The 26,636-nt window shown below is 36.6% G+C and carries 28 protein-coding genes and 1 pseudogene; 6 read left to right on the plus strand and 23 right to left on the minus strand.

From position 1 onward, the window contains the following. Nucleotides 1-303 precede the first annotated feature (303 nt). Together FS486_RS18740 and ytxJ are read right to left on the minus strand one after the other, a co-directional pair. Entirely contained in the window at nt 304-1,119 is an 816-nt protein-coding gene (locus FS486_RS18740; RefSeq protein ID WP_144513789.1) for an STAS domain-containing protein, read from the minus strand. A gap of 16 nt (nt 1,120-1,135) precedes the next feature. Next, nucleotides 1,136-1,468, minus strand: coding sequence for a bacillithiol system redox-active protein YtxJ (gene ytxJ / locus FS486_RS18745; RefSeq protein ID WP_144513791.1), 333 nt, complete (start codon nt 1,466-1,468; stop codon nt 1,136-1,138). A gap of 214 nt (nt 1,469-1,682) precedes the next feature. Between ytxJ and FS486_RS18750 the strand changes: the two genes are divergently transcribed. Continuing rightward, nucleotides 1,683-2,180 (plus strand): YusW family protein, encoded by a 498-nt coding sequence (locus FS486_RS18750; protein WP_186321518.1) that lies wholly within the window; start codon nt 1,683-1,685, stop codon nt 2,178-2,180. A 180-nt stretch (nt 2,181-2,360) separates the two neighbouring features. Here FS486_RS18750 and FS486_RS18755 read toward each other — a convergent pair whose 3' ends face one another. Then, nucleotides 2,361-2,825 (minus strand): divergent PAP2 family protein, encoded by a 465-nt coding sequence (locus FS486_RS18755; protein ID WP_144513795.1) that lies wholly within the window; start codon nt 2,823-2,825, stop codon nt 2,361-2,363. Between the two features lie 138 nt (nt 2,826-2,963). On the opposite strand from FS486_RS18755, the gene FS486_RS18760 reads away from it, so the two are divergent. After that, nucleotides 2,964-3,317 carry a DUF5658 family protein gene (locus FS486_RS18760; RefSeq protein ID WP_144513797.1) on the plus strand — a complete coding sequence of 118 codons (354 nt, stop codon included), beginning with the start codon at nt 2,964-2,966 and terminating at the stop codon, nt 3,315-3,317. Between the two features lie 32 nt (nt 3,318-3,349). On the opposite strand, the gene FS486_RS18765 is transcribed toward FS486_RS18760, so the two are convergent. The 10 genes and pseudogenes from FS486_RS18765 to FS486_RS18805 all read right to left on the minus strand — a co-directional run bounded on the left by FS486_RS18765 (nt 3,350) and on the right by FS486_RS18805 (nt 13,232). Continuing rightward, entirely contained in the window at nt 3,350-4,345 is a 996-nt protein-coding gene (locus FS486_RS18765) for a M23 family metallopeptidase (protein ID WP_260858165.1), read from the minus strand. A 171-nt stretch (nt 4,346-4,516) separates the two neighbouring features. Continuing rightward, nucleotides 4,517-5,212 carry a gamma-glutamyl-gamma-aminobutyrate hydrolase family protein gene (locus FS486_RS18770; RefSeq protein ID WP_144513799.1) on the minus strand — a complete coding sequence of 232 codons (696 nt, stop codon included), beginning with the start codon at nt 5,210-5,212 and terminating at the stop codon, nt 4,517-4,519. Between the two features lie 155 nt (nt 5,213-5,367). Further along, nucleotides 5,368-5,820, minus strand: a complete 453-nt coding sequence (locus tag FS486_RS18775) for a TlpA disulfide reductase family protein (RefSeq protein WP_144513801.1) — start codon at nt 5,818-5,820, stop codon at nt 5,368-5,370. A gap of 94 nt (nt 5,821-5,914) precedes the next feature. After that, the gene (locus FS486_RS18780; protein WP_144513803.1) at nt 5,915-6,457 is read right to left on the minus strand and encodes a peroxiredoxin; all 543 of its coding nucleotides are present in this window, start codon (nt 6,455-6,457) and stop codon (nt 5,915-5,917) included. Between the two features lie 197 nt (nt 6,458-6,654). Next, on the minus strand, nt 6,655-8,367 hold the full coding sequence (locus tag FS486_RS18785; RefSeq protein ID WP_144513805.1) for a GMC family oxidoreductase: 1,713 nt from the start codon (nt 8,365-8,367) through the stop codon (nt 6,655-6,657). 21 nt (nt 8,368-8,388) lie between these two features. Next, the gene (locus tag FS486_RS18790; protein ID WP_144513807.1) at nt 8,389-9,138 is read right to left on the minus strand and encodes a gluconate 2-dehydrogenase subunit 3 family protein; all 750 of its coding nucleotides are present in this window, start codon (nt 9,136-9,138) and stop codon (nt 8,389-8,391) included. Between the two features lie 353 nt (nt 9,139-9,491). Beyond that, nucleotides 9,492-10,442 carry a methyl-accepting chemotaxis protein gene (locus tag FS486_RS20750; protein ID WP_395940888.1) on the minus strand — a complete coding sequence of 317 codons (951 nt, stop codon included), beginning with the start codon at nt 10,440-10,442 and terminating at the stop codon, nt 9,492-9,494. After that, nucleotides 10,443-11,426 (minus strand): annotated as a pseudogene (locus FS486_RS20755) (PDC sensor domain-containing protein); the annotation flags it as partial. A 387-nt stretch (nt 11,427-11,813) separates the two neighbouring features. Next, a complete protein-coding gene (locus FS486_RS18800; RefSeq protein WP_144513811.1) occupies nt 11,814-12,707 on the minus strand; it encodes an NAD-dependent epimerase/dehydratase family protein in 894 nt (297 codons plus the stop codon). Nucleotides 12,708-12,779: 72 nt separating this feature from the next. Beyond that, entirely contained in the window at nt 12,780-13,232 is a 453-nt protein-coding gene (locus FS486_RS18805; protein WP_313957013.1) for a nucleoside deaminase, read from the minus strand. A 213-nt stretch (nt 13,233-13,445) separates the two neighbouring features. Between FS486_RS18805 and FS486_RS18810 the strand changes: the two genes are divergently transcribed. Then, the gene (locus FS486_RS18810) at nt 13,446-13,961 is read left to right on the plus strand and encodes a hypothetical protein (RefSeq protein ID WP_144513813.1); all 516 of its coding nucleotides are present in this window, start codon (nt 13,446-13,448) and stop codon (nt 13,959-13,961) included. 44 nt (nt 13,962-14,005) lie between these two features. Then, nucleotides 14,006-14,545: a hypothetical protein gene (locus tag FS486_RS18815; protein ID WP_144513815.1), complete on the plus strand. Its 540-nt coding sequence runs from the start codon at nt 14,006-14,008 to the stop codon at nt 14,543-14,545. A gap of 121 nt (nt 14,546-14,666) precedes the next feature. Here the strand turns inward: FS486_RS18815 and FS486_RS18820 are convergent, their stop codons facing one another. Then, nucleotides 14,667-15,146: a metal-dependent hydrolase gene (locus FS486_RS18820; RefSeq protein ID WP_144513817.1), complete on the minus strand. Its 480-nt coding sequence runs from the start codon at nt 15,144-15,146 to the stop codon at nt 14,667-14,669. Nucleotides 15,147-15,409: 263 nt separating this feature from the next. Here FS486_RS18820 and FS486_RS18825 point away from each other — a divergent pair, with 263 nt between their 5' ends. After that, nucleotides 15,410-15,820 carry a hypothetical protein gene (locus FS486_RS18825; RefSeq protein ID WP_144513869.1) on the plus strand — a complete coding sequence of 137 codons (411 nt, stop codon included), beginning with the start codon at nt 15,410-15,412 and terminating at the stop codon, nt 15,818-15,820. Between the two features lie 55 nt (nt 15,821-15,875). Here the strand turns inward: FS486_RS18825 and FS486_RS18830 are convergent, their stop codons facing one another. The 8 genes from FS486_RS18830 to FS486_RS18865 form a co-directional block, all read right to left on the minus strand. Beyond that, complete coding sequence (locus FS486_RS18830; protein ID WP_144513819.1) at nt 15,876-16,274, minus strand: hypothetical protein; 399 nt, start codon at nt 16,272-16,274, stop codon at nt 15,876-15,878. 18 nt (nt 16,275-16,292) lie between these two features. After that, the gene (locus FS486_RS18835) at nt 16,293-17,423 is read right to left on the minus strand and encodes a hypothetical protein (RefSeq protein WP_144513821.1); all 1,131 of its coding nucleotides are present in this window, start codon (nt 17,421-17,423) and stop codon (nt 16,293-16,295) included. 21 nt (nt 17,424-17,444) lie between these two features. Then, nucleotides 17,445-18,509: a GDSL-type esterase/lipase family protein gene (locus FS486_RS18840; protein WP_186321519.1), complete on the minus strand. Its 1,065-nt coding sequence runs from the start codon at nt 18,507-18,509 to the stop codon at nt 17,445-17,447. Nucleotides 18,510-18,703: 194 nt separating this feature from the next. After that, nucleotides 18,704-19,696, minus strand: a complete 993-nt coding sequence (locus FS486_RS18845) for a TAXI family TRAP transporter solute-binding subunit (RefSeq protein ID WP_144513824.1) — start codon at nt 19,694-19,696, stop codon at nt 18,704-18,706. Between the two features lie 20 nt (nt 19,697-19,716). Further along, complete coding sequence (locus tag FS486_RS18850) at nt 19,717-21,618, minus strand: TRAP transporter permease (RefSeq protein ID WP_144513826.1); 1,902 nt, start codon at nt 21,616-21,618, stop codon at nt 19,717-19,719. Between the two features lie 168 nt (nt 21,619-21,786). After that, entirely contained in the window at nt 21,787-22,662 is an 876-nt protein-coding gene (gene sucD / locus FS486_RS18855) for a succinate--CoA ligase subunit alpha (protein WP_144513828.1), read from the minus strand. A gap of 5 nt (nt 22,663-22,667) precedes the next feature. Further along, nucleotides 22,668-23,750 (minus strand): ATP-grasp domain-containing protein, encoded by a 1,083-nt coding sequence (locus FS486_RS18860; RefSeq protein ID WP_144513830.1) that lies wholly within the window; start codon nt 23,748-23,750, stop codon nt 22,668-22,670. Between the two features lie 3 nt (nt 23,751-23,753). After that, nucleotides 23,754-24,527, minus strand: a complete 774-nt coding sequence (locus FS486_RS18865; RefSeq protein ID WP_144513832.1) for an enoyl-CoA hydratase/isomerase family protein — start codon at nt 24,525-24,527, stop codon at nt 23,754-23,756. A gap of 119 nt (nt 24,528-24,646) precedes the next feature. On the opposite strand from FS486_RS18865, the gene FS486_RS18870 reads away from it, so the two are divergent. Further along, nucleotides 24,647-25,357 (plus strand): GntR family transcriptional regulator, encoded by a 711-nt coding sequence (locus tag FS486_RS18870; RefSeq protein ID WP_186321520.1) that lies wholly within the window; start codon nt 24,647-24,649, stop codon nt 25,355-25,357. A gap of 100 nt (nt 25,358-25,457) precedes the next feature. Here the strand turns inward: FS486_RS18870 and FS486_RS18875 are convergent, their stop codons facing one another. Beyond that, complete coding sequence (locus FS486_RS18875; RefSeq protein WP_144513836.1) at nt 25,458-26,120, minus strand: reverse transcriptase-like protein; 663 nt, start codon at nt 26,118-26,120, stop codon at nt 25,458-25,460. Nucleotides 26,121-26,636: the final 516 nt, after the last annotated feature.

Here is a 26,636-nt window from a genome sequence, read left to right on the forward strand (position 1 = left end):
ACAGCAGCTTCAACAAGTTGCCTAACCTTTTTCAAAATGTCCTTTACAAAGGGTACACTTTAAAAGTACCCTGTCTTTTAAAAATCAACATGTTTCAAAATTAAAATCATTTGCCTCCAATTTCTATAATAATTTTGATTAAAATAGTTAACATGATATCATCCCTCCTTTTCATTCTATTAATAGCTTTGTAGCTCTTTCATTTTATACAAAATATTCATTAATGACTAATAATTTTAAAATATAATCAGCCTTCTTGCAATTACTTATTATTTATTACGTTATTATCATCTATCAACTCGATTATTTCACACTATCCACTGCTTGTTTAACACTCCCAAACGTACGGAAAGAGGTAAAGTCTATGCCTGCACGCACAACTTCCATTGAAAGATTAGGGCGAATTCCAGTAAACATTACGTGGATCCCAAGCAGCTGAAGTACACTATTAAGTATAAAAACCTGTTCCGCTACTTCAGAATCTATAGTCAAGATACCACTAAAATCAATGATCAAATGCTCTATCGAACGATTCGGTATGGAAGGTACTACATCATTTATTATGTACTGAAAACGGTATGCATCAATGATACCGATTAAAGGCAATACAAAAATGCCCTTTTGGATGGGTACAATTGGTGCAGACAATTCGTTTATCTCTTTTTGTCTTTCTTCCATTAGTGAATCTCGATATGCTTCATATGCGGAAATAGTTTCAATCATACTGATATCTATTAAATAGCTAATCCGATTATTTATTTTCATTATATCTTCAATTGATAATCCATGCTCTATCGAGATTTGTGTGATGTATTCTAAATACAGTAATCGATTTTTAGCAATAGGTTTAATTATCGTAGAAAATTGACTAAACATAGCTGCTTGTTGTTCACCAATTTGTTTACTCCATTTGATTAGTTCGCGTGCAGCAGCTTCCTCTGTTTCCTCTAATGATTCTGCTAGAAGCACTAAAAATTCCATATTATGCTGAATCGACTTCTCCAACATCTCATCCGAAACTGGAAATTCTACGTTATTTATTGCCTTATGGGTAATATCTCTAGTTATTTTTTCCGCATGATCAATTAAATATTGGCCTACTTTTAGTACGTCTTTCATCTAAACTCACCGTCCTCTATAAAGATATAAGCGCTTTTGTCAATTCTTTTTTAGTAATCTTCCAATGAGAAGCACTCCAAACAGCTTCCCCATCTGCTATTAATAGTACTTGTGGCGACTCATGACGTACCCCTAAATCACTTTCTATCTCATTAGATACCGTACGATTCTCAATCACTTTCACTAAGTAAGTTTCCACAGGTGAATCAAACGAAGTAAACTCTTTATAAGCATGTGCGCTCACTGGACAAGTCGTACTATGCTTAAATACTAAAACCGCTTTCTTTTTAGTCTGTTCCCAAATATCTTTCCATTGATCTATCAAAACTATCTCTGTATGTTTTATCATCTAAATCATCCCTTCTAATCGTTTCCATCGAAGTCTTTTATACTATTATACAAGATTTCAACCGTCAAACCTCCTTTTTATTAAAAAAATGCCTACCTTCAAAACTCCTATACTCCTCAATATTAATTTACTATCACTCTTGCTTTTGTTTAATATGAATACTTTTAGGTTATTTACTATATATATACCCAATCATCTTGAGAGGAGCATGGACATGCAAGCAAAAAAACATTTTTTACTTACATCAGCTTTATGTACATCTGTACTTCTTCTTGGGGCTTGCGGAAATAATAATGATGAGCCTGAGGAAAACGGACCTAATGGGACAGCATTCGAGAAAGAACAAGAGAAGACAGTTGACGAATCCATAACACAAGAAAATCCAGATAACGATTTTGGCTTCCGTTATTTCAATCTAAATATTAATATTCCTGACAATAAAGATGCCATACTAGCGGAATACTATGGAAACTCATCAAGAGCTGAAGCACTTTACAAAAATATGCGTGCTGCAGCCGACGTACAAGGAGATGCGGCATTTACATTATTAGAACAAGTTTTTACGGATTTACATTTAACACAGGACATGACCAAAGAAGAAGTGATTGAGAGAGTAGCCATGGCTTTTGATGCGACGGATTATACAAAATTTGAGCTTGAAATTGAATACGAAGATGGCGAAACGATCACCTACTCAGACAGCGACAAATAACGGATACCAAGTCGGAAAGACAGCAATGACTTCGTTATAGCAGATTACCTTGCCGATTCAACGGTACGGAAGCTATCTATAAAAATATTCAAGCTAACACAAATTTACAAGGAGATGCTGACTACCCTATAATAAAAAGCCAAGTCGGAATCCAACACCGACTTGGCTTTTCTTATAAACTTAATCCTCTAGCTTCGCACATACAATTCCAAATATAGTTCCTAAAATTGCACCAGCCATTACTTCCACTGGTTGATGTCCAAGCAATTCATTTAATTCTTCTTCTCGTTTTACATATTCAAAACTTGGAAAATCACCCGATAATGTAATCACTTTGTCTTCCAAATCATTTACAAGCTGTGCAATCTCTCCAGTATGTCTTCTAATTCCTTGTGCATCGTACATAACGATTGCACCAAATACTACCGCAATTGCAGTTTCAGTATGTCTTGCTCCTTTATTGGCAGCTACATAAGATGCAAGGGCAGCCACTCCTGCCGAATGCGAACTAGGCATCCCACCTGTTGTGAAAGCTTGTTTAAAATCCCATTTTCCCGTTAATTTTCTATTCGTAAATAGTTTTAAACCTTGCGCTAGACCAATTGCAGATAACGCAGTGATAATTCCCCGGTTCATCTTTGTCATTGTATTCCTCCAACTTGTTGGTATCTTACTTTTACACTTCCCAACTTAGGCGGAAATAATCGTGAAAGTATATTTTTATTCGTCCATACGTATAATTAAATACCAATTTCTACATAATAGAATTATTAAAGGAGTTATATGACAATTGAAAGGAATTTATTATTAGTGAAAGAAAAATTGTACGACACCCCTTATAATAAACCGCTCATTTATGCATCCTTATTATTATTACTAGCTATTTTTGATTCCCTATTTACCGATTATGGTATTAGAAATGGACATATCTCTGAGGCAAATCCCATAATGCGCTTTATATATGAACGTAATATTTACTCTTTTTACTTGATTAAAATTATTCTTCCTCTTCTATTTATGTATGTTATTGCACAATTTAAACCAAAAAAATATTTACAAATACTAATTGGTGCAACCCTTTTGCTCTACACTTTCGTTTTATTTCAGCATCTTTTTTGGATCTCATTATTAATATAAAATCCAGCAACTTGGAAGCTGCTGGATTAAATCTATTTGTTTTTCTTGCTTTTTTCTTCTTGTTCCCATCGTTTTAAGGAAGGAAAAGGATCATATGCCCATTCTACTCGTCCATTGTATTTATACATGCCGTAATGTAAGTGAGGAGGGAATTTTCCAGATGTTCCTTCCTTCCCATACCCCGAGCTTCCAACATAGCCAATAACATCACCCGGAGCCAGTATATCTCCTTCTTTAATCCCCTTTTCATAACCAGATAAATGGGCATAATAGTGATACGTATTATTTACATCCCTAATACCGACACGCCAGCCACCATAGTCATTCCAGCCCATTGTTTCGACTTTTCCGAAAGTCGTGGATTTTACTGGAACACTGTACGAAGCAAACAAATCCGTTCCCTCGTGCATTCGTCTGCCGCCCCAGCCTCTGGAATCCCCCCATGTGCTTCGATAGCTATAATTATGTTGAATCGCAAGAGGAAATGCACGATCATCTAAATCTAACGTTTCAAACTGTTTATAAATCTCTACATTTGTCATAATTTGTTTGACGGTTTCATCGCGTTGATAATATTCCTTTAATGCCGTTTCAAAATCTTTCTCAGAAACCCCAAACTGATTTAAATATCCTGTTAACGTAGTCATCACATCATCGTCATTTTGCCTATCCGCTATACCATCTTGATTTCCATCCAATCCATGTCCATTAAAAAAGGCAATCGAAGTTAAGTTCGTATCATCAGGCAAAGGATTCAGTAAGCCTGTCCAATAATCATCTGAAAATTGAATAGCAACCACACCATCTCGCTTCGGAATATCATTGCGAACTTCTTGGATATTCCGTTCAAATTGATCGATGGCAGCCAAGTAATACCAAGGCAATATATCGCTTGAATATTTAATATAGTAGTCCATACGCTTTGCTAAAACTTCCTTCCTCGATTGGTTTTCCGCTGCCAAAACAGTCGAAGAAAAACTGAAGACAAAAACACATACAAAAAATGAAAGTTTAGTCCAGCTAATCAAAATCTACCTACCTCCTTTTTCTATATGGAATAGCTTTCCCTCTAAAAGACATTTCATGAATGAATAAAACGAGTATTTTTAACAAATAATGTATTAGGGCAATCACTATCTTTGGGAGAAATTATTCTCTCCACAAAAGTAACTAAAAAAACGACCGTCAAAAACAGTCGTTTAACAAGCATCGATAAAACTTTTAAAAATTTCAATTGAAATCATATCATCTTTTTGTAGCAAGCTCTCTGGATGCCATTGTATTCCCATAATAAATAAATGATTTTTACTTTCAAATGCCTCTATAATCCCATCACTCGCAAGTCCACTTACCATAAATCCATTTGGAATTTTGCGCACTGCCTGATGGTGAAAACTATTCACCTTGAATTTTTCCACCCCAGCAATATTTTGTAAAATGGAACCCTCCATTACATGGACAAAATGAGATGCATGCCAATTTGGTGCTAGCTGATCATGTTGCAAAAGCTGCTCTGTGGATTGCCTATAAATGTCTTGATACATATCTCCACCAGCAGCGATACTTAAAATTTGAGCACCTCTACAAATTCCTAGAACCGGCTTATTCTTCTCCAACATTTTTTTCACAAGCTCGATCTCAAAGATATCGCGCTCAGGAACAATTCTTCCTAAATGTGTATGAGGTTCCTCCCCAAATAAAGTCGGATCAATATCTCCACCACCGGTCAGAAGAAGTCCATCAATCATCTCAACAATCGAATCGATTATATCCTCCTCTAAATTAGGTAGAACGATGGGAATCCCTCCAAACCTTGCAACTGCATGAATATTATCCGTTGATACCGAAAGTACCTTCTCCATCAAATTCGACGAAACACCAATGACTGGTTTCATACAAATCCCTCCAAACCCTTTCCTCCATCATACTCTAAAACCCTTTAGTAAAGTACAACCATCTTACTAAACCGACCAAATTATGTAACACAAAAAAGCCAAGAACTGGTTGGTTTTTTCATCCATGTTCTTGGCTTTATCTCTTACCAATTTATTTATGCATTGCGCATTTCATCTAGTACTCGGTTTACACGTTTTTCCAACATTTTCATGCCGCTTCCGCCCGCTTGGAAATGTCGTAGCTGGCCATCTTTGTCGAATACGTAGTAAGCTGGGACGTATTGGTTTTCAAATGCGTCCGTTAGCTTCATTTCGCTATCTACAAAGATAGGTTGTGTAATATCATGTTCTGCAGCTACTTTTTTGATTTCCTCTAGGTCCACATCTTTTTCTGAACGTGGCATATGAACAGCGATAACATTCAATTCATCTTTATACTGATCACGGAAGTCGTTCACATTTGGCATAGCTTCTTTACATAATCCACAGCTAATTGACCAAAAGTGGATTAAAGTTGGTTTTTCTCCAACTAATTCACTAGTAGAGACTTCTCCATTTAACCATGCAGTAGCTCCTGTTAATTCAGGCATTGGTGTACGTAATTTCATTTGAGGTTCCTCCTTCTACACATGTAAAAAGTTCTCCATGAACGATTCGATACATGGAGAACCATTTTTTATTCATATCAGATTTGCCTTGGGCTTAAAGTGTTTTTTGACCTGGACGCCAGTTTGCCGGGCAAAGACCGCCCGTTTGTAATGCTTGAAGCACGCGAAGTGTTTCATCTACGTCACGACCGATGTTGTTATGGAATACTGTTTGGTATTGCATTTCACCTTCTGGATTGATGATGAATAATCCGCGAAGAGCGATACCTTCTTCTTCTATTAACACACCATAATCACGAGCGACTGCGTGGTTCGTATCTGCTGCTAGTGGGTATTTTAATTCCCCTAAACCATTGTCCTCACGTGCTGTGTTGATCCATGCTAAATGCGTGTGAATAGTGTCAGTAGAGACCCCAATAACTTCCGCATCTAGATCTTCGAACTCGTCGTAACGATCAGACATCGCTGTGATTTCAGTTGGACATACAAAAGTGAAATCCATTGGATAGAAAAATAATACTGTCCATTTATCTTCTTTCATAATATCTTCTAAGTTTACTTTACCGAAAGACTTATCTGCTAATACTGCATCCATCGTAAATCGTGGTGCTTGCTTGCCTACCATACGTTCTGCCATGTAATAAAACCCTCCAAATACTTATTTATATTAATTGCTCACGTTTTCAAGAATACCAAAACTGCCATTACAAATCAATTTTCCACACTCGTATATTGTCGAAAAATACAGTTACTTGTCGTTTTTGTGTCGAATCAAAAGAGAAAAATGTTATTCCCCAAGGATATTCATCCAAGTGGAATAACATCTTTTACCCATTAAACAAGCGATCCGCCTGTTTTACTGTATTTTAGAATCGCTTCTGAACATTTATAAGCTAGAGCCCCGACTGTTGCTGTCGGATTATAGCCACCGTTATGCGCAAAGTTTCCTGCCCCTACTACAAATAGGTTTTCCGCATCCCAATGCTGCAAGAACGGATTTACAACGCTATTATCAGGACTTGCACCCATAATGGTTCCACCAGTATTATGAGTAGTTTGATAACCAACAATATCATAGTCGGTAATCGGGTTTTTACCTTCCACTGTTTTGGCACCCATTTCCTTCATGATATTTTCCGTTACTCCCGTTATATATTTATGCAAAGCTCTATCTTGATCGGTAAAATTATAAGTCATTTGAAGAAGGGGAATTCCATATGCATCTTTATAATTACTATCTAAAGAAAGGAAATTTTCTTTATGTGGCATTGACGCCCCTTGTGTCCCTACAGCTAAGGTGCGAGTAAAATTATAAATAGAGTTCTTTTTAAATTCTGCTCCCCATGTAGGTGTATCACGAGGTATTGGATTTGTTTCAATCGGTCTAGATCCTGTTTGTGTAATCGAAATACTTCCACCATGAATAAAATCTAAATCACTATGATCAAAATTATCTCCATTAAAATCATCGATTGTCATACCTAGCGCCCCTGCACCCATAAACGTATTCATCTGATCATCAAAATAACCGACCGAGCCTGGAAGGATTTGATAGCAATAGTTTTTACCTAATGTTCCTTTCCCTGTAGCAGGGTCATACTGTTCACCTATTTTAGATACCATTAAGAGTTTAGCGTTATTCATCACATAACTCGTTAATACAACCACTTCGGCAGGTTGGATAAATTCCTCACCCGATAATGTATCTAAATATTTTACACCTGTAACTTTATTACCGTTTTTAATAACTTCTACTACATTTGCTCGGAAACGCATCTCAAAGTTTCCAGTCTTCTCTGCTGTTGGTATTACCGTTATTTCAGGAGAACTCTTTGCACCATATTCACAACCGAATCGCTCACAGAAACCACAATATTGACAAGCATTTATCGTTGCACCATCCGGATTAGTATATGGTTCTGATAAATTTGCGGAAGGTAACATGAAAGGGTTATAGCCTAGTTTTTTTGTTGCACTTTCAAATTTCTTTAAGATCGGTGTCTTTTTCATCGGCGGCGTTGGATATGCTTGTGCTCGTTTTCCCCAAAAAGGATTTGTATCATCGCCGGAAATACCGAGTGTTTGTTCATATTTATAAAAATAAGGTTCTAACTCATCGTAAGTAACTCCCCAATCCTGGAGCAAATAATCTTTCGATAATTTATTGGGCCCATACTTTTCATCTGTCATCGTTTTAATTTGAAAATCATACGGCAGGAATCTCCATGAATGACCGTTCCAGTGTGTTCCCGAACCACCAAGTCCTTCACCTAGCAAAAAAGAGCTTAACTGGCGCATAGGTAAAGCAGGCATTTTACGATTATTTCGAATCGTGATTGTCTCTTTCGATAAGTTTTGCATTAGTTCGTATCGAACAGCATATCGATATTCGTCATGAATTTTCAAATAGTCCTCTGTATTTCGAGCTTCCCCTCTTTCCAGACCGACAACCTTCAATCCTGCTTTTGAACATTCAGCAGCAATTATACCACCCGTCCATCCTAATCCAACTGTCACAACATCTACTTTTGGTAATGTAGTAGCCATTCGTAGTACCCCTTTCTCCTCTTACATGCTGCCAAGCGACTTTGGCTCCATTTTTTGAAATTTTTCGTCTTCAATTACACTAATATAGGCCATTTGGTGACCAGGGAATCCTTTCATTTTCCAAGCGTCCATATTATTATTCCCGCCATACATTGGATCTGAATAAGCACCTTCTAATGTTGCAGATCGAAGCATTTTAAAAAAGAAAGCAGCGGTTGTACCAGACATTTTTACTTCATCCTTCGAAAAAGCAGTTAGAATTTCATCCATTTGCTCTCCTTCCAGACTAGAAAATCCATTCTGAAATCTTTTATTTGCCTCTGCTTCTAACTTCTCAATCCCTTGCTTAAAAACTTCGGCACGTGTCAAACGGCTTTGATATCCTTGCGTGGGAGCTCCTACTGCAAAAGGTCCATGCATGTACTCTCTTGAGTTACTTCCATACTGCCCGGCTAATTGTCGGTCGATGAAATAAGGGACCCCTAACTCGATTGCTCCTGGCCCTAAATCATCTTTAGGAAAAATACGCTCAGTCGCATTGGAAAGCACCTCGAAATCACGAGTATTCTTGAAAAACTGGAAACCGGCATTCGCATGCTGTGTATGATCACTTGGACTTGTTCCTTTTGGGGCAGTAGACGTTTTAGTGTCATTGACGTTATAACCAACCAATCCACCGATTAATCCACCACCAATCAAAGCACCAGCGGCAACTCCTGACGTTTTTAAAAAGTCTCTTCTTGTTGTAAGATTTTTATTTTCCTCTGACATACTCATAGTCTCCTTAAAAAATATTTTTCAAAAACTATCTTCTCCAAAAAAGCATTGACAAAAACAACTAAACTCAATCACCTAAATAAATATTTTTCCAAGTTTTTTCTAATAAAATTACAACAACATCAACCAAAAGTGACTAATACATTGTCCTTCTGTATCGGTCGTTGGAAAAATTGTTATACTTTCACTAGAAATTACATCACATCCACATATACCCCATTATCTATGCATTAAACTAATAAGTTTTATTTCTTTTCAAAATCGGTTGTTTTTTCATAATATTAGCGTCAAAAAAAGCCAAGCCATGAACTTAATCATGACTTGGCTTATATTCATTTCATGTAGTGTTAAGATAGTTTAAATCGAGTAACTACTTCTTGGAGCTCTTGAGCTATCTTATTCATGTGGTTGACAGAATCAGCTACTCTTTCTAATTCCGCTTGTTGATCCGCTGCGGAAGCACTTACCTCTTCTGCTGAAGCCGCTGTCTCTTCGGAAATAGCTGAAATACTTTGCACGGACATCATAGCTTGATTTTTATGTTCTAGCATATCGGAAAGTTCCATGACTAATTTGCTAATAGCGGATGCAATAGCATTGGATAAATCGTTATTGTCTTTAAATGCAGTTTCTGTGCTATGAACAGATGCATTTTGTGCATGCATCAATTCTACATTCGAATGAATAACAGCAACTGTTTGTTTGGAACCTTCCATAATTTCCTGTACTGTTCGCTTAATAATTTCTGTTTCACTTTTAGACTGCTCGGCGAGTTTTCTTACTTCTTCAGCTACTACTGCAAAGCCTTTACCATGCTCACCAGCACGAGCGGCTTCAATACTTGCATTTAGTGCGAGCAAGTTTGTTTGTTCCGTGATACTTTGGATAGAAGTAATTACTTGACTAATATTCGCTATGTTCGATGTTAATGATTCTATTTGGTTTCGTACTTTTTCGTTCATTTCATTCGTTTTTTTATTATTTTCACGCAAAGCAACGACTTCATTCATTCCTTCTTCAGTAGTTACTTTTGTTTTATTAGACAACTCATCCATTTGATTGGACAAAGCTGTCAATTCATCTATTTGATTGGATAAGTCGATCATTCGGTAGTTCGTTTCTTCCGTATCTTCCGATTGCTTGGAAGCACCTTGGGCAATTTCAGTTGTTGCCAGCGAAACTTCTTGACTAGATGCAACAATTTCGTCAAAAGCTTCATGCACATCATGTGATGATTTATTTAAGAGTGTCGAAGAATTAAATACAGTTTGAATGGCATCGTTCGTTTTTGCCAGCATATTATTATACGCTAATGCGACAGCACCAATTTCATCGGATTTAATAAGCTTTTCATCTACTTTTTTAGTTAAGTCTCCCTCGGCTGCTGTCTCAATAGACTCCCGTAAAAATTTCAAAGGTTTTAATTGTAGGAATATAAACCATACCGTAGCAATCGTCATTAAAATGACCATTATAATAGCCGAAACAATTGTAAATAACAAAATGTGATTGTACGTTTCTAAAATTTTAGATTTTGGCAACACTAGTTGAACGGACCAAGTATCATCAATTCCATCAAGAACCATTGGTGCGAATGCATTAAAGGCCTGTTCTCCTAGTTGTTTTGAATCCACATATAAGCTATCATGTTTCCCACTATCCAAGTTATTTTTAACCGATTTCCAGTCTATGGCGTCTGCCATATTTGTTCCATCTAGTTTTTTGTTAATACTATTGACTGTCAGCGTTCCATTATCGGTAATAATACTTGCATATCCACCCTCTGGCTTAATGGAATCAACTAAACCACCTAAAAAGTCAATAGATAGATCCGAAGTAATAACACCAAAAAACTTTCCATTAGAAGTAACTAAAGGAACTGATATCGTCGTCATTGAAATGGATGCTCCATTGATTTCATAATCATACGGTTCTGTTAAAACTGCTCTTTCCTCTTTTTTAGGGACTAAATACCAATCTCCCTCTCCTTCTATTTCATATCCCCCTACTTGACTTGTGGATATTTTATCTCCTTCTTTATTTAAATAGGGAACGAACCGATTCTCACTGTCAAAAAGAGTATTAGGGGTACTTGCATCGGCTTTCACCATTCCGCTTTCCAACACTGCCGCAACCCCTATTAAATCTTCATTGTTTGCTAAGTTATTTTCGATTACATCCAATACTTCTTCTGTAGTAAGGTTTCCACTTGCTTGCAGCGTCTCAAAAATATGTTTGGTAGTTTGTAACATATCGTTCGTTTTCTTAAAACGGTCACTCATTTCCAAAGCAGAAAACCGTGCATTTTGAAGCGTTAAATTCTCCGCATCTTGCAAACTTTGATTATATAAAGTTGCGCTTGTTACCACCGTATAAGTGACAAACAAGATTAAAAACAATCCAATGATGAGTGCCGATAATTTCCACGCAATACTCTTTGTCTTTTTCAACTCTTAATCTCCCCTAATTTAATAAGTTTTTATAATAATCAGTGATACATCAAAAAGAATCCAATCATCCTAGGTTTAAATGACCAATCCACCTTCGATTAAAGCATTCTCCTTGTGACTATTTTACTTTCTTTTAACAAAAAATTCAATCGACGTTTGTATTAAAAAGGGGATTTTAAAAACTTATTGTTTGTTATACTTCAATATGGGACGGTAGGATTATACTTCCTTCTGCGACGTTAAGATATCTCCCACAAGGACTGGTAACCACTCTTCTAAATCGGAAAATGGAAAACCTAAACTAGTAGCCTGCTCGTTACTAATTAGCCAAGTGTGAGAAATATTGAAAGGAGAAACATTTATTTCATTTGGCTTAGAAGTTATGATTGCAGAAGTTTTAGTTTTCTCTTCTATCATATCAATCATGTCACGCAATTTTACTTTCCCATTAGAAGTTGCATTTATTGGTCCAGAGAAGTTTGAGAGGCCAATCCATGCTAGGAATCTTCCAGCTTCATCCTCAGTAATAAAATCTATAGCCGCTTCTGGATTTATGAGATGGATCTCCTGATGATCTAGTATTTTTTCTATATGAAAATGGAGACGCTTAGTGTAGTCGTTCAACCCCAATACGATTGGAAATCTAACCGCTACAACTGGAAATGGTGCTTTTTGAAAAAGTGCAGCTTCTGCTTGTCGTTTTCCCTCATTGTACGAAAAGTCCTTTTTTGATCCTTGAATAAGAGGGTATTTAAATGGATTAAAATCTTCCTCCACGAAACCTCTTTCTCCACTCTCATCATTGTAAACAGACTTAGAAGAAGTAAAAACATATTTCTTCGTTTTCCCTCTAAACACTTCAATTGCATCCATTGCTTCTTGCGATGAATAACAAATTTGATCAAAAACAATATCCCAAGTCTCACTTCCGCATTGTCTCTTAAACTCCTCAAAATTCAAACGATCGAAAATGATTCTCTTCACCCTAGTTGAAAAAGAATCTTGCGTGTTTCCTCTCGTCGCAATAGTCACCTCAAAACCTTCTGAAAGTAATGATTCTACTAAATGCACACCAAAAAATCTCGTTCCCCCTAATACCAATGCCTTTCTCATTTGTTCATCCCCTTTGTTTTATAATGAATAAGCTATAAATAATGTGTAGAAGAATACTAGAATCATTTCTAATTATTCAATGAATTCTTTCCACAAATCCATAGGATTCACAGTTCCATCTTCAAGTCTCATATGCAACATCCCTAGTGTTTCTTGTGGTTTTTGTAAATCTTCATAGATTATTGCCGATTTTCCAAGACCTACTGTTTTCGCTTCATCAAGCGTTGCACAATAATAAATCTTTTCTATTCCGGCAAACTTCATTGCCGCAAAGCACATCGGACAAGGAAATCCGCTAGCATACATCGTATAACCGGATAAATCATTTGTCTGTAATAGCTCCTGGGCTCGACGAATGGCAAGAAGCTCAGCATGTCCGCTAATATCATGCTTCATATGCAACTCGTTCACACCTTCAGCGATTATTTCGTCGCGCTTCACAAGTACAGCCCCAAAAGGTTGCCCTCCATTTTCCACATTGTCAATCGCCAATTCTACCGCTCTTTTCATATACCTATTCATCATCAGCATCCTCTCTATGAACACATAGTAGCATAACTCGTTATAAACTATCTTCTTTTACTAAGCAAGATTATGACAGGTGCCTGGCTCACCCATAATAAAAGAAAATTTAAAGTTTCATAATCTAATGAATGGGACCAGCTCTCTTTGTTTTCTAACCATATGTTATGTTATGCCAATCTATTGGCAAATTAATATAAAAGGAGGTGAATTTATATGGCTCTTGCAACACAGGCTTTTACAACTCCCGCTAATACTGTAGTAACAGCAGATACTGCAGCTCCTCCTGGGTCACTTCCAACACCTGCTGTACCAACCGCACCAGGAATGATATCTCCTTTGGTGGATGATAGCAGTGCTTATATTTGGTCTCCAAACGCAGCTGCAAATCAAACAGTTACGTTTGTAAGCACATTTGACTTAGGAGCACTACCAATTTTGTCACTTGCACTACCGGTCACTGCATATTTTGCTTATGCAGCTAATGGCACTGCAACGGTTACCGCTACTTTGGAAGTAGTAAATCTACTAGGAATCGTGACCCTTTCAGTTCCTTTATTCAATGATTCAAACACTGGAGATTCTCAAGATGTGGCGACTGCTTCAGGTGATGCCCTAATTTCCGCTGGCCTATTAGGTACTGCACGTGTTGTAGTTTCTACAACGGTTACTTCCCCTACCTCTGAAGGCAGATATCTTGGACAACTAACAGTCCGTGATTTCTTGCTATAAGCATGTGTAGTGGAACACAAATCTATAAAAAGGAGGTGATTTATATGGTTTTAGTATTACAAGAGTTTACAACTCCAGCAAATACAGTTGTCATCGCAGACACGGCAGCAGCCCCAGGAACTCTTCCAACTCCTGCGGTCCCAACACTACCAGCAATGATTTCTCCACTGATTGATGGAAGCAGCGCCTATATTTGGTCTCCGAATTCTACATCTGACCAAACTGTCACATTTCGCAGTACTTTTGACATTGGTACTTTACCACTTCTAAGTGTTGGTTTACCTGTTAGTGTATTTTACGCTTATGCTGCTAATGAGACCGCTACAGTTACGGCTACTTTAGAAGTAGTGAATCTTTTAGGAATCGTTATATTATCAGTTCCTTTATTCACCGATGCGAATGCAGGAAATCCTCAAAACGTTGCAATTGCATCTGCCGATACCCTACTAGCACTGGGCGTATTAGGTAATGTTGGTCGCATAATAGTGGACACAACAGTAACCTCCCCAACAGTAGTAGCTTATTCTACAAACCCTGGAAGATATCTAGGTCAAATAACAGTTCGAGAAATCGTAGCTCTATAACAAAGATTATTACAGGTGCCTGGCACCCGTCATAGTTTCGTAACAATCTTTAAAAACAAGAAAGGGGCTGTCCCAAAGCCGATTTTTTATCAACTTTGGAGACAGCCCCTACATAATTTTCTTAGAAGTATTCACCGAATGCTCCGTACCCGAAATACACAGTTAACAACGACAAAGCAGCAAAAACTACATATTCTACGGTTCCTCCCGTTCTCGTAGTAATCGGAAGCCGTACTGTCACTTTAAAGGGATAAAGCAATTTAATGCCGTTTTTCGTTGCCATATCCAATATGTAATGGCTGATCATGCCAACCAAAATTCCCACGGTGATTGATTCATTCATGACAAACGAATTTAGAATAATGCCAATAAGAACGAGAAACAATAAACTATGGGTAAATGTACGATGTCCAAATAAGGCTTGAAAAATTTTAGAAACTAACGGAAATGTTCGCCCAATTTTACTACCACCATGGCAGATATCCGGTAAAAGTGCACCAATGATGCCAGCTCCAAGTATCAGAGCAGGTTCATAATTCGAAATTTGAGCAAAAGCAAGACTTGCTGTCATACCGCCAACGATGTGTGTCTTTCCTGTCATGCTAGTAATTCTCCTTTATTTCATGAGTCAAACTATTATTTTACACTATTTAGGTAAACTTTTCATGATACGCAAAGAATACCCGAAAGCCTATGAATGGTAATTCGCATGTTCGCATTCGCCCTTTTGTTACTGGATCCAGCCACCAATAACACTATTTTAAACTTTATAAAAAAGTTCCTTGCAGTAAAACTTCCCCTTGCATGTTTGGTGATTATGAAAAAAGGGTATTATTATAACAATTCATCGAGGGAGTGATAATGATGTTAAATAAAACTAAATATGCCTTATTAGTCGGAGGAATTGCCGCTTTATCTTATGCATATTTCACTAAATTAGAAAATAGAGAACAAGTAAAGACAACATTAAAAAATACAAAAACAAAAATGGCATCCTATGCTGATACTAAAAAACATAAGCCTACTCAAATGAACAAAGCCGGATTCTCAGATCCTCATGATCCAGACGATAATCGTATGGTCGAAGAAGGCGCAATGACAAGTGTTCAATATTTCAATGAAAAAGTGCAAGAACCAGATTCTAAATCGGAAGCTAAAAATGCATTTCCTAAATCCCAACAGAAAAAACTTCCTAAAAAAGCAGAATCTTTACATGATGCTAATAACCAATCACCAGCGAAACAACAAAATACAGACCATAACGCTGAAAATTAGAAGAAAGCAGCTGAGGAAAAAACTCAGCTGCTTTCTTCTGTTTATAATAATCTATTTACTCAATCCCTATAACTTGCACATCGTCAGTTTCCGTAGTTTTCTGCAAAAGCGCTAACTTTGTTTTAGAAGGGGTCTCGTAACGAATAGCGTTACTTTTTTGAACGAACCCGCTTCCTCCTAAACCATAAAGGCCATTCTGCTGTCCTTTATAGCTGTATACACGGTATTCTTCTCCCTTTTTCAAGGTTCGCAAAGTTGTCAGTGATCCATCGTTTTCAATCTTCATCAGCAGTGTATCCTTTAGAATGGTTACTTTGCCAATTTGCCCAATTTTAAGCTCCGTTTTTCCCCACATTACTTTAGAAGTGGCAGCATCCGCAGATACTACGCTTGAAATTGCAAATGTTACGGTGAGTATTAGTAGGAAACTTGCTTTAAATATTTTTGCAAACATGATTTACCTCCTGCAATTCTATTGAAATGTTATCGCAAAATTAATGTCCATTTCAGTTCCGTTATTTATGGTTAAAGGAAGAGTGATTGTTTTTCCCTTCAAATCAGCCAATGTTTTCACTTCCGAAGGGAAGACTTTTTTCAAATCTGCAATCGCTGCCACAGATAGTGGATCTTTGCCATTAACCTTTGATATTCCTAAGTTACTAATAAACGGGGTATAAAATCCTTGTCCTAAAAACTCTACAATACTAATGTCTTCCTTAATAGTAAGCACTAAAGAATTTGCTGCTGTAGATGAAGCTGTTAGATATTTACCTTGCGACGCATTGAGCGCATCCACTAGAGCTTCCACTTTCCGATCCGATAATGCGTGTAATAGAGGATCTACTAATGCTCTTACCTGCTCTACTTCCTCTAATAATACCGCAGTATACATATTTGGACCAGCTTTCGATAAGCTATCTACCAAAGTTGTGATTTCTTCGAAGGCTTGTAAAGCTTTATCCTTTTTACCTGCATTATATAGATCGGTAATTATAGCTAATTTCATGTAAATCGTTACGGGTAACATTAGTTCATCACGTTTTACATCGGCAGGTTTTTTATACTTCTCTAACAATAAATCCCGTGCTGCTTTACCCGAGAAACGATATAAAATAGCCGTTCTATCCTTTAATTGATAAGATAACTTATGGTAACCTTTTTCCACTGCCGCAAAATCAGCTCTTTCTTCTGCTTCTCTAATTTCAGTTAAAATAGGATCTAAATACTTCGTCGCATAGTTATACGCATCAATATAAGAAACTAAACCTTTAGTAATTTTCTCTTGATATAAAACGTCAATCTCATTCAATTTACTTTCTTTTTCTTTGACAGATAGCTTAGATAAAACGATTGAATTTCTAGTAGTTTCATAACTTTTCTTTGCATTATTTAAAGTAATATTCAATGAACCGCTTGATGCAAGCTTTCCTTCTAATGATGGATTTATATATTGCGTAGCTGCTTTATGCAATTCAATCTTCAATGAATGAATAGATTGGTCCACCACATTGTCTGATGTCGCAAAAACATTAGGTGCGAATACTAAAATAGAACTTGATAATAATGCTGCTACTACCGTACTTTTCAATAGTTTTTTCTTCAAAAATTTTCCCCCTAGATGAGTTTATTTGACTTTAAAGTTCATTAATACTTTTGTCTTAAGCGAATTTCCTTCCGTATCAACTAAATCATTCGTTATCATTAACTGATAAGAACCCTTCTTATAACCTTGTTTAGGTGGTGTCACGATAATTTGACGTGGATTATCTTTTGCAACTGCTTTTTCCACAGGAATAAGCTCGGATCCATTTTTCACTACATAAATTGCTCCTGCAACACTTGTTGGATTCGCATTCTTATTTAACGTAACTGTCCATACTTTATTAGATGCAACAGGGTGGGCTTTATCAAATTGCTTGTCCCAAGTGCCAGTCAAGCTTGGAAAAGAACCATTCACGGGAATCGTGTAATTTAGAAAAAATTGTTCTGCCAAAACTTGATAACCTGCTTCATTAGGGTGAATATCTTTTGGATTTTCCAAAAAAGAAGCTCCCTTTTTATCAAAAGCAGATGCTACTTCCACAAAATGTATCCCTTCACTTTTGGCAATTGTCGCTAACCGGTTATTCATGATGTTAAAAGCAAGTTGCAACTGTTGTTTAGATGACCCGTCTTCTAAATGTGGCAATGGAAAAAAGTAACCAAATAAATAAATGTCTGCTTCTGGACTTAATGACTTTACTTGCTGAATAGCGGAAGTCAAATTGCCCTCCACCTTATTTAACAATGTAGTAGCTTTCGTCAAATCTGTGTTAATACTTTCATCCAAGGGGTTATACATCTCATCTATAAAGTCGTTGGCACCACTAATGATCGTCACAAGCTCTGCCCCTTTTAAAGATTGCTGAACCTCGGACCGTTTTAATGTTTCCAACAAACCAGCACTAGTTTCACCGGACATCGCATAATCTTTTGTAAAAGATGCTAATCTATCTTTCTTGGCGAGCTCTTCACTAATAATATCGGTGAACCCCCTACCAACCTTCTCTCCATACGGCGTGTGTCCCGATGCCAACGAATCCCCCAACGCTACATAATCGATTTTCCTATCCTGTGCCTGTGCTGTAGAAATGCCCACACTGAAGACAACAAGTGTAACAACTAAGACAAACGATAATATTTTCCTCAACTTTATTTCCTCCTTCATCCATCCTATACTATGCATGTATAACCAGATCAATTCTAAAAACTGAACTGAGATTTGTTTTAATACTAGCTTTTCTCTTTCATAGATACAACTTTATTTTAGAATAAAAATAAATAATAGAAACCGAAAAAAAGCCTATCAACAGTATTAATTAGCTGTCGATAGACTAGGTGTAATCATTTTAAGTAACCTTTCTCTTTATAATACTTTTCAGCACCAGGGTGTAATGGAGCTGTAAGATTGGAAAGAGCATTTTGTGGATCATAAACGGATAGGGAAGCATGAATATTGATTAACTTATCAGTATTTTCATTAATAGTTTTAGTAATTTTATAAACAGTTTCCTCATCTAAGTCGCTATTTACTGTTAATACATTTCCCATAGAGGCAGTTTGGATTTCCTCATCACCATTTACCACGTCTTTGTAAGTACCGGCTGGAATAGTATTTTTGTCCAAACCAAATTGTTCTAAATAGGAGATTAGCTCTTCAGACATAGGTAAAATTTTAATTTTTTTACTTACTGCAGCTTCAGTAATGGAAGCAGCTGGTAAAGACAGTTGAGAAAAGACAGAATCGATATTTCCATTCCTTAATGCATCTGTTTGTTCCTGATAGCTACCATGAATAATTTTCCCTCCAGCAGCTTTAATACCATCATAGTCGGTATTATAAAACTCCAAAACTTTTCTAAACACCCACTCATCTGAATTATTTACAGGTGTTACTGCAATACTTACATTTTTCAAATCTTCAAATACTTCATCAATCGAATTAAAGGGTGACTTTTCATTGATTACAAAATGGAAATGATTCGTTCCAAAGCCGTTACCAATAATCGATACTTTATCATATTTCTTATCAAAAGGCTCAGTGCCCTCAATACCAGCTTTGATAAATGGAGGCTGCATCCAAGCTAATTGAGCCTCATTTTTAGATATAAAAGGCATATTTTGGAGCGAACCTCCAGGAATAGTACTAATATTAATCCCATCTTTCTCTTTAATTAGAGAACTAATCCCCCCAGCCATCGTATACCATCCGCCGCCTTGTGCACCCGACGCCCATGTCAAACTCTTGCCTCCACTAGACTCTGCACTTTCACTATTACATGCAGTCAAAATAACCGAAAACACAAAAAGTATTAAGATTAATAATTTACTTTTCATCCTTGCTCCCCCTTCCAAGATTACGCTTTTATTAAACTACTTTCTTTAAGTTCCAGACTTGACTCTCTCTTACTTTTCAAGAAGTTGAAGATGAATATACAAATAAGTAAAACGATGCTAAATACACTTACGTATACATTTGGTGTGATACTAACTAAAGCAACAAATGCGGTTAGTAACCTTAATGGCATAGATAATTTTACGAAGAATACCCCGATAATACTGGAGGCCAATGCAATAACACTTAAAGCTGCAATTAGGAATATCCAAGCACTTTCCCAAAAAGTAAATCCATCTTTTAATAGTAATGCGGGATTATAAACGAAAATAAAAGGTACTAAAAAACCAGCGAAAGCATACTTCACAGAATATAAAGCGGTTTTCATAGGTGGAGAGTTAGCAACATTAGCGGCTGAAAAAGCTGTTACACCTACTGGAGGAGTAATATCCGCTAAAATGGCAAAGTAAAAAATAAATAAATGTACTGTCGTCAGCTCAATACCAAATCCGGTAAGCGCTGTAGCTGAAACTGTTGCTGTAATTACATATGCCGCAGTTGTAGGGATACCAGCACCCAATATAATTGTAGCAATCATTACAAGAATAAGAGCTAACCACATATAACCCATCGAAAACTGTGTAATTATTCCTCCAAGAGTCAAGGCTAGTCCAGACTGGTTTATTACTGTTACAATGATACTGGCTCCTGCCAAAGCAGAAATAATAACTGTACCCATTTGAACTGCATATATAAAACTTTCTATTAACTTTTTAAAATTCAATCTATTCACCTTTGTCAAGGACCATAGTATCAGCATCGAAACTAAACCATACGCAGCACTATTTGAAGGTGAGGCTCCATTAAATAAGAAATAGATCAATACGACAAATGGAATTATATAAGGTAACTGGATTAATACTGACTTAACAGTAGTAGATTTATCTGTAGAAGGCTTTAAATTCATAGAAACAGCTTCAAAATGGACCATAGCGAGCACACCTATGTAATAGATCAATGCTGCTAAAATTGCCATCTTTATGATTTCTGTATATGGAGTAGCCGTCATTTCAGCCATAATAAATGCCCCTGCCCCCATGACTGGTGGTAACATCGGCCCTCCGGCACTTGATACCGCTTCAATTGCACCAGCTTTTACTGGTGAATAGCCTATTTTCTTCATTAAAGGAATGGAGAAACTTCCAGTTGCATAAATATCGGATACAGAGCTTCCACTTATACTTCCAAATAACGCACTTGAAAAAACAGTGATTTTTGCAGGTCCCCCTCTATAACGACCAGCGAGTAAAACGGAAACATCCATAAAGAAATTTCCTACGCCAGAATAAACCATAATGGCTGCAAAAATAATAAATATAAAGATAATGTTACTAGAAATACCAGTAAGAAATCCATATATGCCATCATGAGAAGACAAATACATGATCTCGACAATACGTTCTAATCCTAGTGAACGTGTTGTAAATGAACCAGGTAAAAAAGGTCCGATAAATAAGTAACTAAGCAATACGCTAACTACAATAGCAAAGGATAAAGAGACTGCTCGTCTACTAGCTTCGATAACAAGCACGATTAATGATAAGCCTAAAATAAACTCAGCCGTTGTTAATTCTGTTACTTGCTCAATTCTATTAGATATCCTCTCATTATTTAAAATTAAGTATAGACTTGGAAAAAGAGATATTACAGAAAATATCCAATCTAGTATACTAGGATTGGTACTAGAATTTTTCTTATTAGCAGGAAACACTAAAAATACTAATGGCAACAATAGTAAAACATGTACAGAACGTTGTAGTCTAGGTTCTAGGGTTCCAAAAACAGCAGTATAAACGTGAAAAAAAACAGTAACAGATGCCCACAAAGCAATTAAAATTATTATCTTCCCTCGTAATTCACGCATAGCATACCCCCCTTTTCTTATATCTGTCTATATTTTTATAGGCTGAATAAATTAAGGACTACCAATCATGAAAGTTCTATAGATAATTCATTTCCTTAAGATTGGTAGCCAATAATTTAAGTTGTTGCACTACACTGATAATTCCCGAGAAACAATTGGATATTTATATTAAGAACTTGAGACGCTTAGTTTAGTTGCTACCTGCTCTAAATCCGTAATTAGATTCAAAGTAATTGCTCCTGCTGATTTTAAAATTTCTTGTTTCTTACTAGCAGTCTCGCTCTCATTACTAATAATCGCGCCGGCATGTCCCATTCGCTTATCTTGAGGGGCATACATTCCAGCTATAAAAGAAAAGACTGGTTTAGTCATTTGCTTGATAACTGAAGCGGATTCAAGCTCATCATTTCCACCAATTTCACCAACATACACAACAGCTTTAGTATCTGGATCATTTTCAAATAACCTTAATACGTCTGCATGTTGCATACCAACCACAGGATCGCCACCTAAACAAGCTACAGTGCTTGTTCCTAATCCATTTTCTTTCAACATTTCGATAACCTCATAGGTCAAAGTTCCACTTCTTGAAACAATACCTATATTCCCAGGTTTTAGAATGGAATCATGTATATCACTTATATTAGTCATGCCAGCTGTAACGACCCCTGCGGAATTTGGTCCAAAAACCATCGTTCCATGAAGTTTCGCATATTGAACAAATTCCATACTATCGTGTACAGGAACTCCTTCTGAGTATATAACGATTACTTTTATGCCCGCATCCACAGCCTCCAAAACTGCTTGTTTAACTAATTTAGGCTGCACACTGATAAATGACGTGTCTGCCCCCGTAAGATTCACTGCTTTCTGTACACTGTCATATACGGGAACTCCAAAAACAACCTGTCCTTCTTTTCCTGGCGTAACACCACCCACTAACGGAGTGTTATAAAATAGCATACGTTCAGCGAAAGATTGACCAACTTTTCCTGTAATACCTTGGATAATTACTTTTGAATTAGAATCTACAATTATCGCCATTGGTTTTAACCTACCTTTATGTCCAGTAGTTTTTTAGCTTCAGGTAAAGATTTAGTTACTAAAATATTGTTATATTGTTCCAAAACCTTGCGAGCACTTTCATAATCCCTTCCGTTCATACGTATAACTATTTCTGCTTGCTCATTTCCTAGTTCTTTTGCTATTGCATTAGCTAAAACACTACAGCTAGCAACCTGAAAATAGAAGTTGAAAAAATAACGACGGGGTTTAAGCTTCTTTAACTCACCTAATAATCCTTGTGCCCCAATTTCATCATGAATGACATGGCCTCCTAAATCGACCAAAGCGAGAATATCATGCCCACTTTCACTCAGCATATCAAAAGTAGCCATCCCTAGTCCTGCACCACTAGTAATTACTGCCGTATCTCCTTCTAATAAGACACCTACAGTATTTAGTGCAAGACACTTTCCTTCGAACTCATTCATACTTCTTTCCAACAATCTGAGATCAGACACGTTTACCTCATTGTCTAGTATAATTTTAGCATCACCTGCTATAAAATCACCATTCGACATTAAAAACAACGGATTAATTTCCACTAAGCTCGCTTCTCGCTCTTTGAATACTTTCCATACTTTAGTTAAAAGGTCCGACAGTTTTGAATCATTCAATCCAGTGAATAGCGCCGCCTGTTTTAACATATATGGTTGCAATCCTATTAATGGATTAATCGGAAGCAATAAAAGATTTTCTTTATTTACTACTTCGATATCCACTCCGCCAAATTTGCTTATTAATAGTACCGGTATTTTGCGGTTTCTATCTATTGATAGAGAAACATAGATTTCACTTTCAAAATCCACTGGTGTCTCCATATACACTTCAGCCACATTTTCCCCTTTTAGAGTCATAGATTGTAATTTATCAACTGTATTTTCATATTGAGATGGTTCATCGACTTTAACGATACCACCTAATTTTCCTCTCCCACCAGTAAGAACTTGAACCTTAGCTATTAAAGGATATTGAATATCAACAGGTAATTCTTTACTTAAAAAGCCTTCTGGGACGGGTATTCCGTATTTACGCAAAAGTTGCTTACCTTCATATTCAAATAATTTCATATTTTAAGACCCCTGTTTCACTTTTCTTTTTTCAAAGAATTCAATCATCTTAGCTTGCGGTTCCCCTGAACTATAACCAATTGTGTGTGCTTCCACAGCATAATTCATACAAGTATTAAACTCATGTTCACTTAACTGATTGAATCTACGTTTATTAATTGCAATTGCAGTTGGTGGTTTATCTGCTAATTCTTTCGCTAAATTTCTACTAGCATTTGTTAAATCAGCGGCTGGTACAATTCTTGTAATTAGCCCATAGCGTTCTGCTTCTATTGCTTCTAATAGACGTCCTGTTAATATTAAATCAATAGTTCTAGATTTACCCATGACTTCCCAAAACATTGTACTTCCAATGACACAAGGTAATCCTACATTTACTTCTGTCATTCCGTATTTAGCTGTATCAGAGGAAATACGAATATCTGCCAACAAAGCGAGTTGCAATCCAGAACCAGTTGCAAAGCCATTTACAGCAGCAATAATAGGTTTTTTTACTTTGCGAATGACTCTATATAAATTATCAAATTCATTGATCCAATTTTCTGCCTCTTCTTCATTTAATTCTTGGCTTTCTGACAAATCTTGACCAGAGCAGAATGATTTACTTCCAGCTCCCGTAATAATAATTACCTTCGTATCTTTATCCAAATCAGCATTTTGAAAAGCTTGTGCGATTTCAACTTTTGTATTAGTACTTAAAGAATTGTAAGTATTTTCTCTGTTAATTGTGATTGTAAAAATACCGTCCTCAAGATTGCATAAAATGTTTTCGAACATAATTTTATTCTCCCCTTGTATATGATATTATAAGTTTGACAACTTATGATACTTATAATAACAAGTTAAAATACGATAAGTCAATATTTTTAGAAAATTTTAATAATGGAGTGATGTTTATGAGAAAGATATCCGCTCATCAAAGGATATACGAAGCAATAATTGAAGATATTAATTTAAATAAGTATTTAAGTGGGGATGTTTTACCCTCCGAAAGTGAAATGGAAAAGTTATTCGCAGTAAGTCGAACTCCAATTAGACAGGCCTTGAAACAACTTGAAAACGACGGATATATATATAAACAGCAAGGAAAAGGATCTATAGTAGCGGATCGCAAACCTCAAGAGGATTGGATTAATATGAGTGGCTTTAGAGAAAGTTATAATTTAGAATGGGGTAAAATATCTGCTAAAACTATCGATTTACAAATAAAACACTCTAGTGAGTATTCATCGCTTTTCAATACAACATCAAATGATGTAATTTATTTACAAAGAATAAGATACTTAGACGAAAAACCTATCTTTTATATGGAGCATTATATTAGTATAGATATACCTTATAGTATATTCGAGGAAAACCTTCACTTTAGTTCTATTCAGCAACTATTAGTAGAGCAAACTAGTATTCGATTGATAACAGCGGAAGATACAATTGAAGCTGTTATTGCAGATGAATTTTTGAGTGAGCAGTTACAAGTTACAAAAGGAACCCCATTATTAAGAGGGTCTCGAATATCCCAAAGTGACACACAAAGAGTTTTTAATGTAGATATATTTTATACGTTAACAGATAAATGGAAATACAAATCAACATACAGTTACAATTAATCATAACGTTGCTTTTAAAAAAACTAGAGTTGGTGCAAAAGTTGTCTCCTGCATCTCCTCTAGTTTTTTGGGTTTTCGGAACTATTTATTACTTACTCTTCTAGTTTTTATTCATCTCACTAGTCCCGGTAATCTCAATTCCATTCAATGCCTGCGTAGCCAATCGATCCGCTTCAGCATTTGCTTTCCTAGGTACCAATTCATACTCCGGCTGAATGCCTAAGTCGTTCATCTTCGCTTCGATCCTGTCTGCCCAACTAGAAAGATCCTTCTCGACCACTGGCCATTCTTCATTCAAATGGTTAATAACAACCTGGGAATCACCAACGAAACGTACCGGTAGATGATGAACTCCTAGCAGTTCAAGCTCCTGCAAACCCAAATAGAACGAGGCATATTCAGCTTCATTATTCGACACAAGACCAGTTGCGAATGCATTCCGTCTTAGTCTGAATGACTTTCCACTCTGCTCATAATAAATAACACAGCCTAGGCCAGAGTTGTAAGTTGCGCGGTCAAAACCGCCATCAAAATAGACAGTTACATTATGCGGCTCAGTTTCGATTCCTTTCAAATACCCCTTCAACTCTTTTAGCGTCCAGGAACTATCGAAACGATCAATGAAAATTATACTTTTTGCTCGACCTGTTTTCTCCAAGTCCTCTCCAACCAATACAGCTTGAGTGGCCGCCATCTCTTCCGAGCGAAAAGTTGTTTCCACACCCTTTGGTGTCCTATAAATCCATTCGATTAAAACGTTCATCAGCAAACCTCCAAACTAAATATAGCTTACCCAATCCAATTCATTTTTTAAACAAACACAAAACAGACAGGAAAAAAGCGCAATCCTAAAAGGACTACGCTTTCTTCTTTCCCCTAAATGGGAATACACTCGGAAAATTTGTTCATATTGCTTCGTTAACCGTTACTGACAATTTAATCATACATCTCGTCAGTGCAGTTCACTTCGTCTGATATGAAACCATCAGACATCAAGGTGCACTTCCACAAAAAACTTTTCTTACACTTGCAGTAAATCACGCTGGATCAGAACCTAAATATATCGGTTCCCGACGAGAGTGCCTTTCGCCAGTAAAGCAAATTTTCCGCCAAGGCTGTGCAAATCATCCTTTGGAGTTCCTTGTAAACTCATAGTTTACCAGTCCTTTCCTTCGGTAGTTCCGCCTTGTACTATTTATATACCCCGCTTAAAAATAGATAAACATCTTTTTATAAAATTTTTTAAAAATCTGTTCCGCTACTTTCTGACACCGATTCT

Source organism: Bacillus sp. FJAT-22090, from assembly GCF_007676755.1.
In the GTDB taxonomy this organism is placed as follows: Bacteria; Bacillota; Bacilli; order Bacillales_A; family Planococcaceae; genus Psychrobacillus.

Excerpts from the sequence above, each read along its gene's own strand:
- FS486_RS18760 (WP_144513797.1), top strand. The coding sequence starts at position 2,964 with ATGACAATTGAAAGGAATTTATTATTAGTGAAAGAAAAATTGTACGAC.
- FS486_RS18790 (WP_144513807.1), bottom strand. The coding sequence starts at position 9,138 with ATGTCAGAGGAAAATAAAAATCTTACAACAAGAAGAGACTTTTTAAAA.
- FS486_RS18870 (WP_186321520.1), top strand. The coding sequence starts at position 24,647 with ATGAGAAAGATATCCGCTCATCAAAGGATATACGAAGCAATAATTGAA.
- sucD (WP_144513828.1), bottom strand. The coding sequence starts at position 22,662 with ATGGCGATAATTGTAGATTCTAATTCAAAAGTAATTATCCAAGGTATT.
- FS486_RS18865 (WP_144513832.1), bottom strand. The coding sequence starts at position 24,527 with ATGTTCGAAAACATTTTATGCAATCTTGAGGACGGTATTTTTACAATC.
- FS486_RS18805 (WP_313957013.1), bottom strand. The coding sequence starts at position 13,232 with ATGATGAATAGGTATATGAAAAGAGCGGTAGAATTGGCGATTGACAAT.
- FS486_RS20750 (WP_395940888.1), bottom strand. The coding sequence starts at position 10,442 with ATGCTGGCAAAAACGAACGATGCCATTCAAACTGTATTTAATTCTTCG.
- FS486_RS18755 (WP_144513795.1), bottom strand. The coding sequence starts at position 2,825 with ATGACAAAGATGAACCGGGGAATTATCACTGCGTTATCTGCAATTGGT.
- FS486_RS18875 (WP_144513836.1), bottom strand. The coding sequence starts at position 26,120 with ATGAACGTTTTAATCGAATGGATTTATAGGACACCAAAGGGTGTGGAA.
- FS486_RS18815 (WP_144513815.1), top strand. The coding sequence starts at position 14,006 with ATGGTTTTAGTATTACAAGAGTTTACAACTCCAGCAAATACAGTTGTC.
- FS486_RS18780 (WP_144513803.1), bottom strand. The coding sequence starts at position 6,457 with ATGGCAGAACGTATGGTAGGCAAGCAAGCACCACGATTTACGATGGAT.
- FS486_RS18825 (WP_144513869.1), top strand. The coding sequence starts at position 15,410 with ATGTTAAATAAAACTAAATATGCCTTATTAGTCGGAGGAATTGCCGCT.
- ytxJ (WP_144513791.1), bottom strand. The coding sequence starts at position 1,468 with ATGATAAAACATACAGAGATAGTTTTGATAGATCAATGGAAAGATATT.
- FS486_RS18785 (WP_144513805.1), bottom strand. The coding sequence starts at position 8,367 with ATGGCTACTACATTACCAAAAGTAGATGTTGTGACAGTTGGATTAGGA.
- FS486_RS18820 (WP_144513817.1), bottom strand. The coding sequence starts at position 15,146 with ATGACAGGAAAGACACACATCGTTGGCGGTATGACAGCAAGTCTTGCT.
- FS486_RS18845 (WP_144513824.1), bottom strand. The coding sequence starts at position 19,696 with ATGAAAAGTAAATTATTAATCTTAATACTTTTTGTGTTTTCGGTTATT.
- FS486_RS18740 (WP_144513789.1), bottom strand. The coding sequence starts at position 1,119 with ATGAAAGACGTACTAAAAGTAGGCCAATATTTAATTGATCATGCGGAA.
- FS486_RS18750 (WP_186321518.1), top strand. The coding sequence starts at position 1,683 with ATGCAAGCAAAAAAACATTTTTTACTTACATCAGCTTTATGTACATCT.
- FS486_RS18860 (WP_144513830.1), bottom strand. The coding sequence starts at position 23,750 with ATGAAATTATTTGAATATGAAGGTAAGCAACTTTTGCGTAAATACGGA.
- FS486_RS18770 (WP_144513799.1), bottom strand. The coding sequence starts at position 5,212 with ATGAAACCAGTCATTGGTGTTTCGTCGAATTTGATGGAGAAGGTACTT.
- FS486_RS18800 (WP_144513811.1), bottom strand. The coding sequence starts at position 12,707 with ATGAGAAAGGCATTGGTATTAGGGGGAACGAGATTTTTTGGTGTGCAT.
- FS486_RS18810 (WP_144513813.1), top strand. The coding sequence starts at position 13,446 with ATGGCTCTTGCAACACAGGCTTTTACAACTCCCGCTAATACTGTAGTA.
- FS486_RS18850 (WP_144513826.1), bottom strand. The coding sequence starts at position 21,618 with ATGCGTGAATTACGAGGGAAGATAATAATTTTAATTGCTTTGTGGGCA.
- FS486_RS18830 (WP_144513819.1), bottom strand. The coding sequence starts at position 16,274 with ATGTTTGCAAAAATATTTAAAGCAAGTTTCCTACTAATACTCACCGTA.
- FS486_RS18775 (WP_144513801.1), bottom strand. The coding sequence starts at position 5,820 with ATGAAATTACGTACACCAATGCCTGAATTAACAGGAGCTACTGCATGG.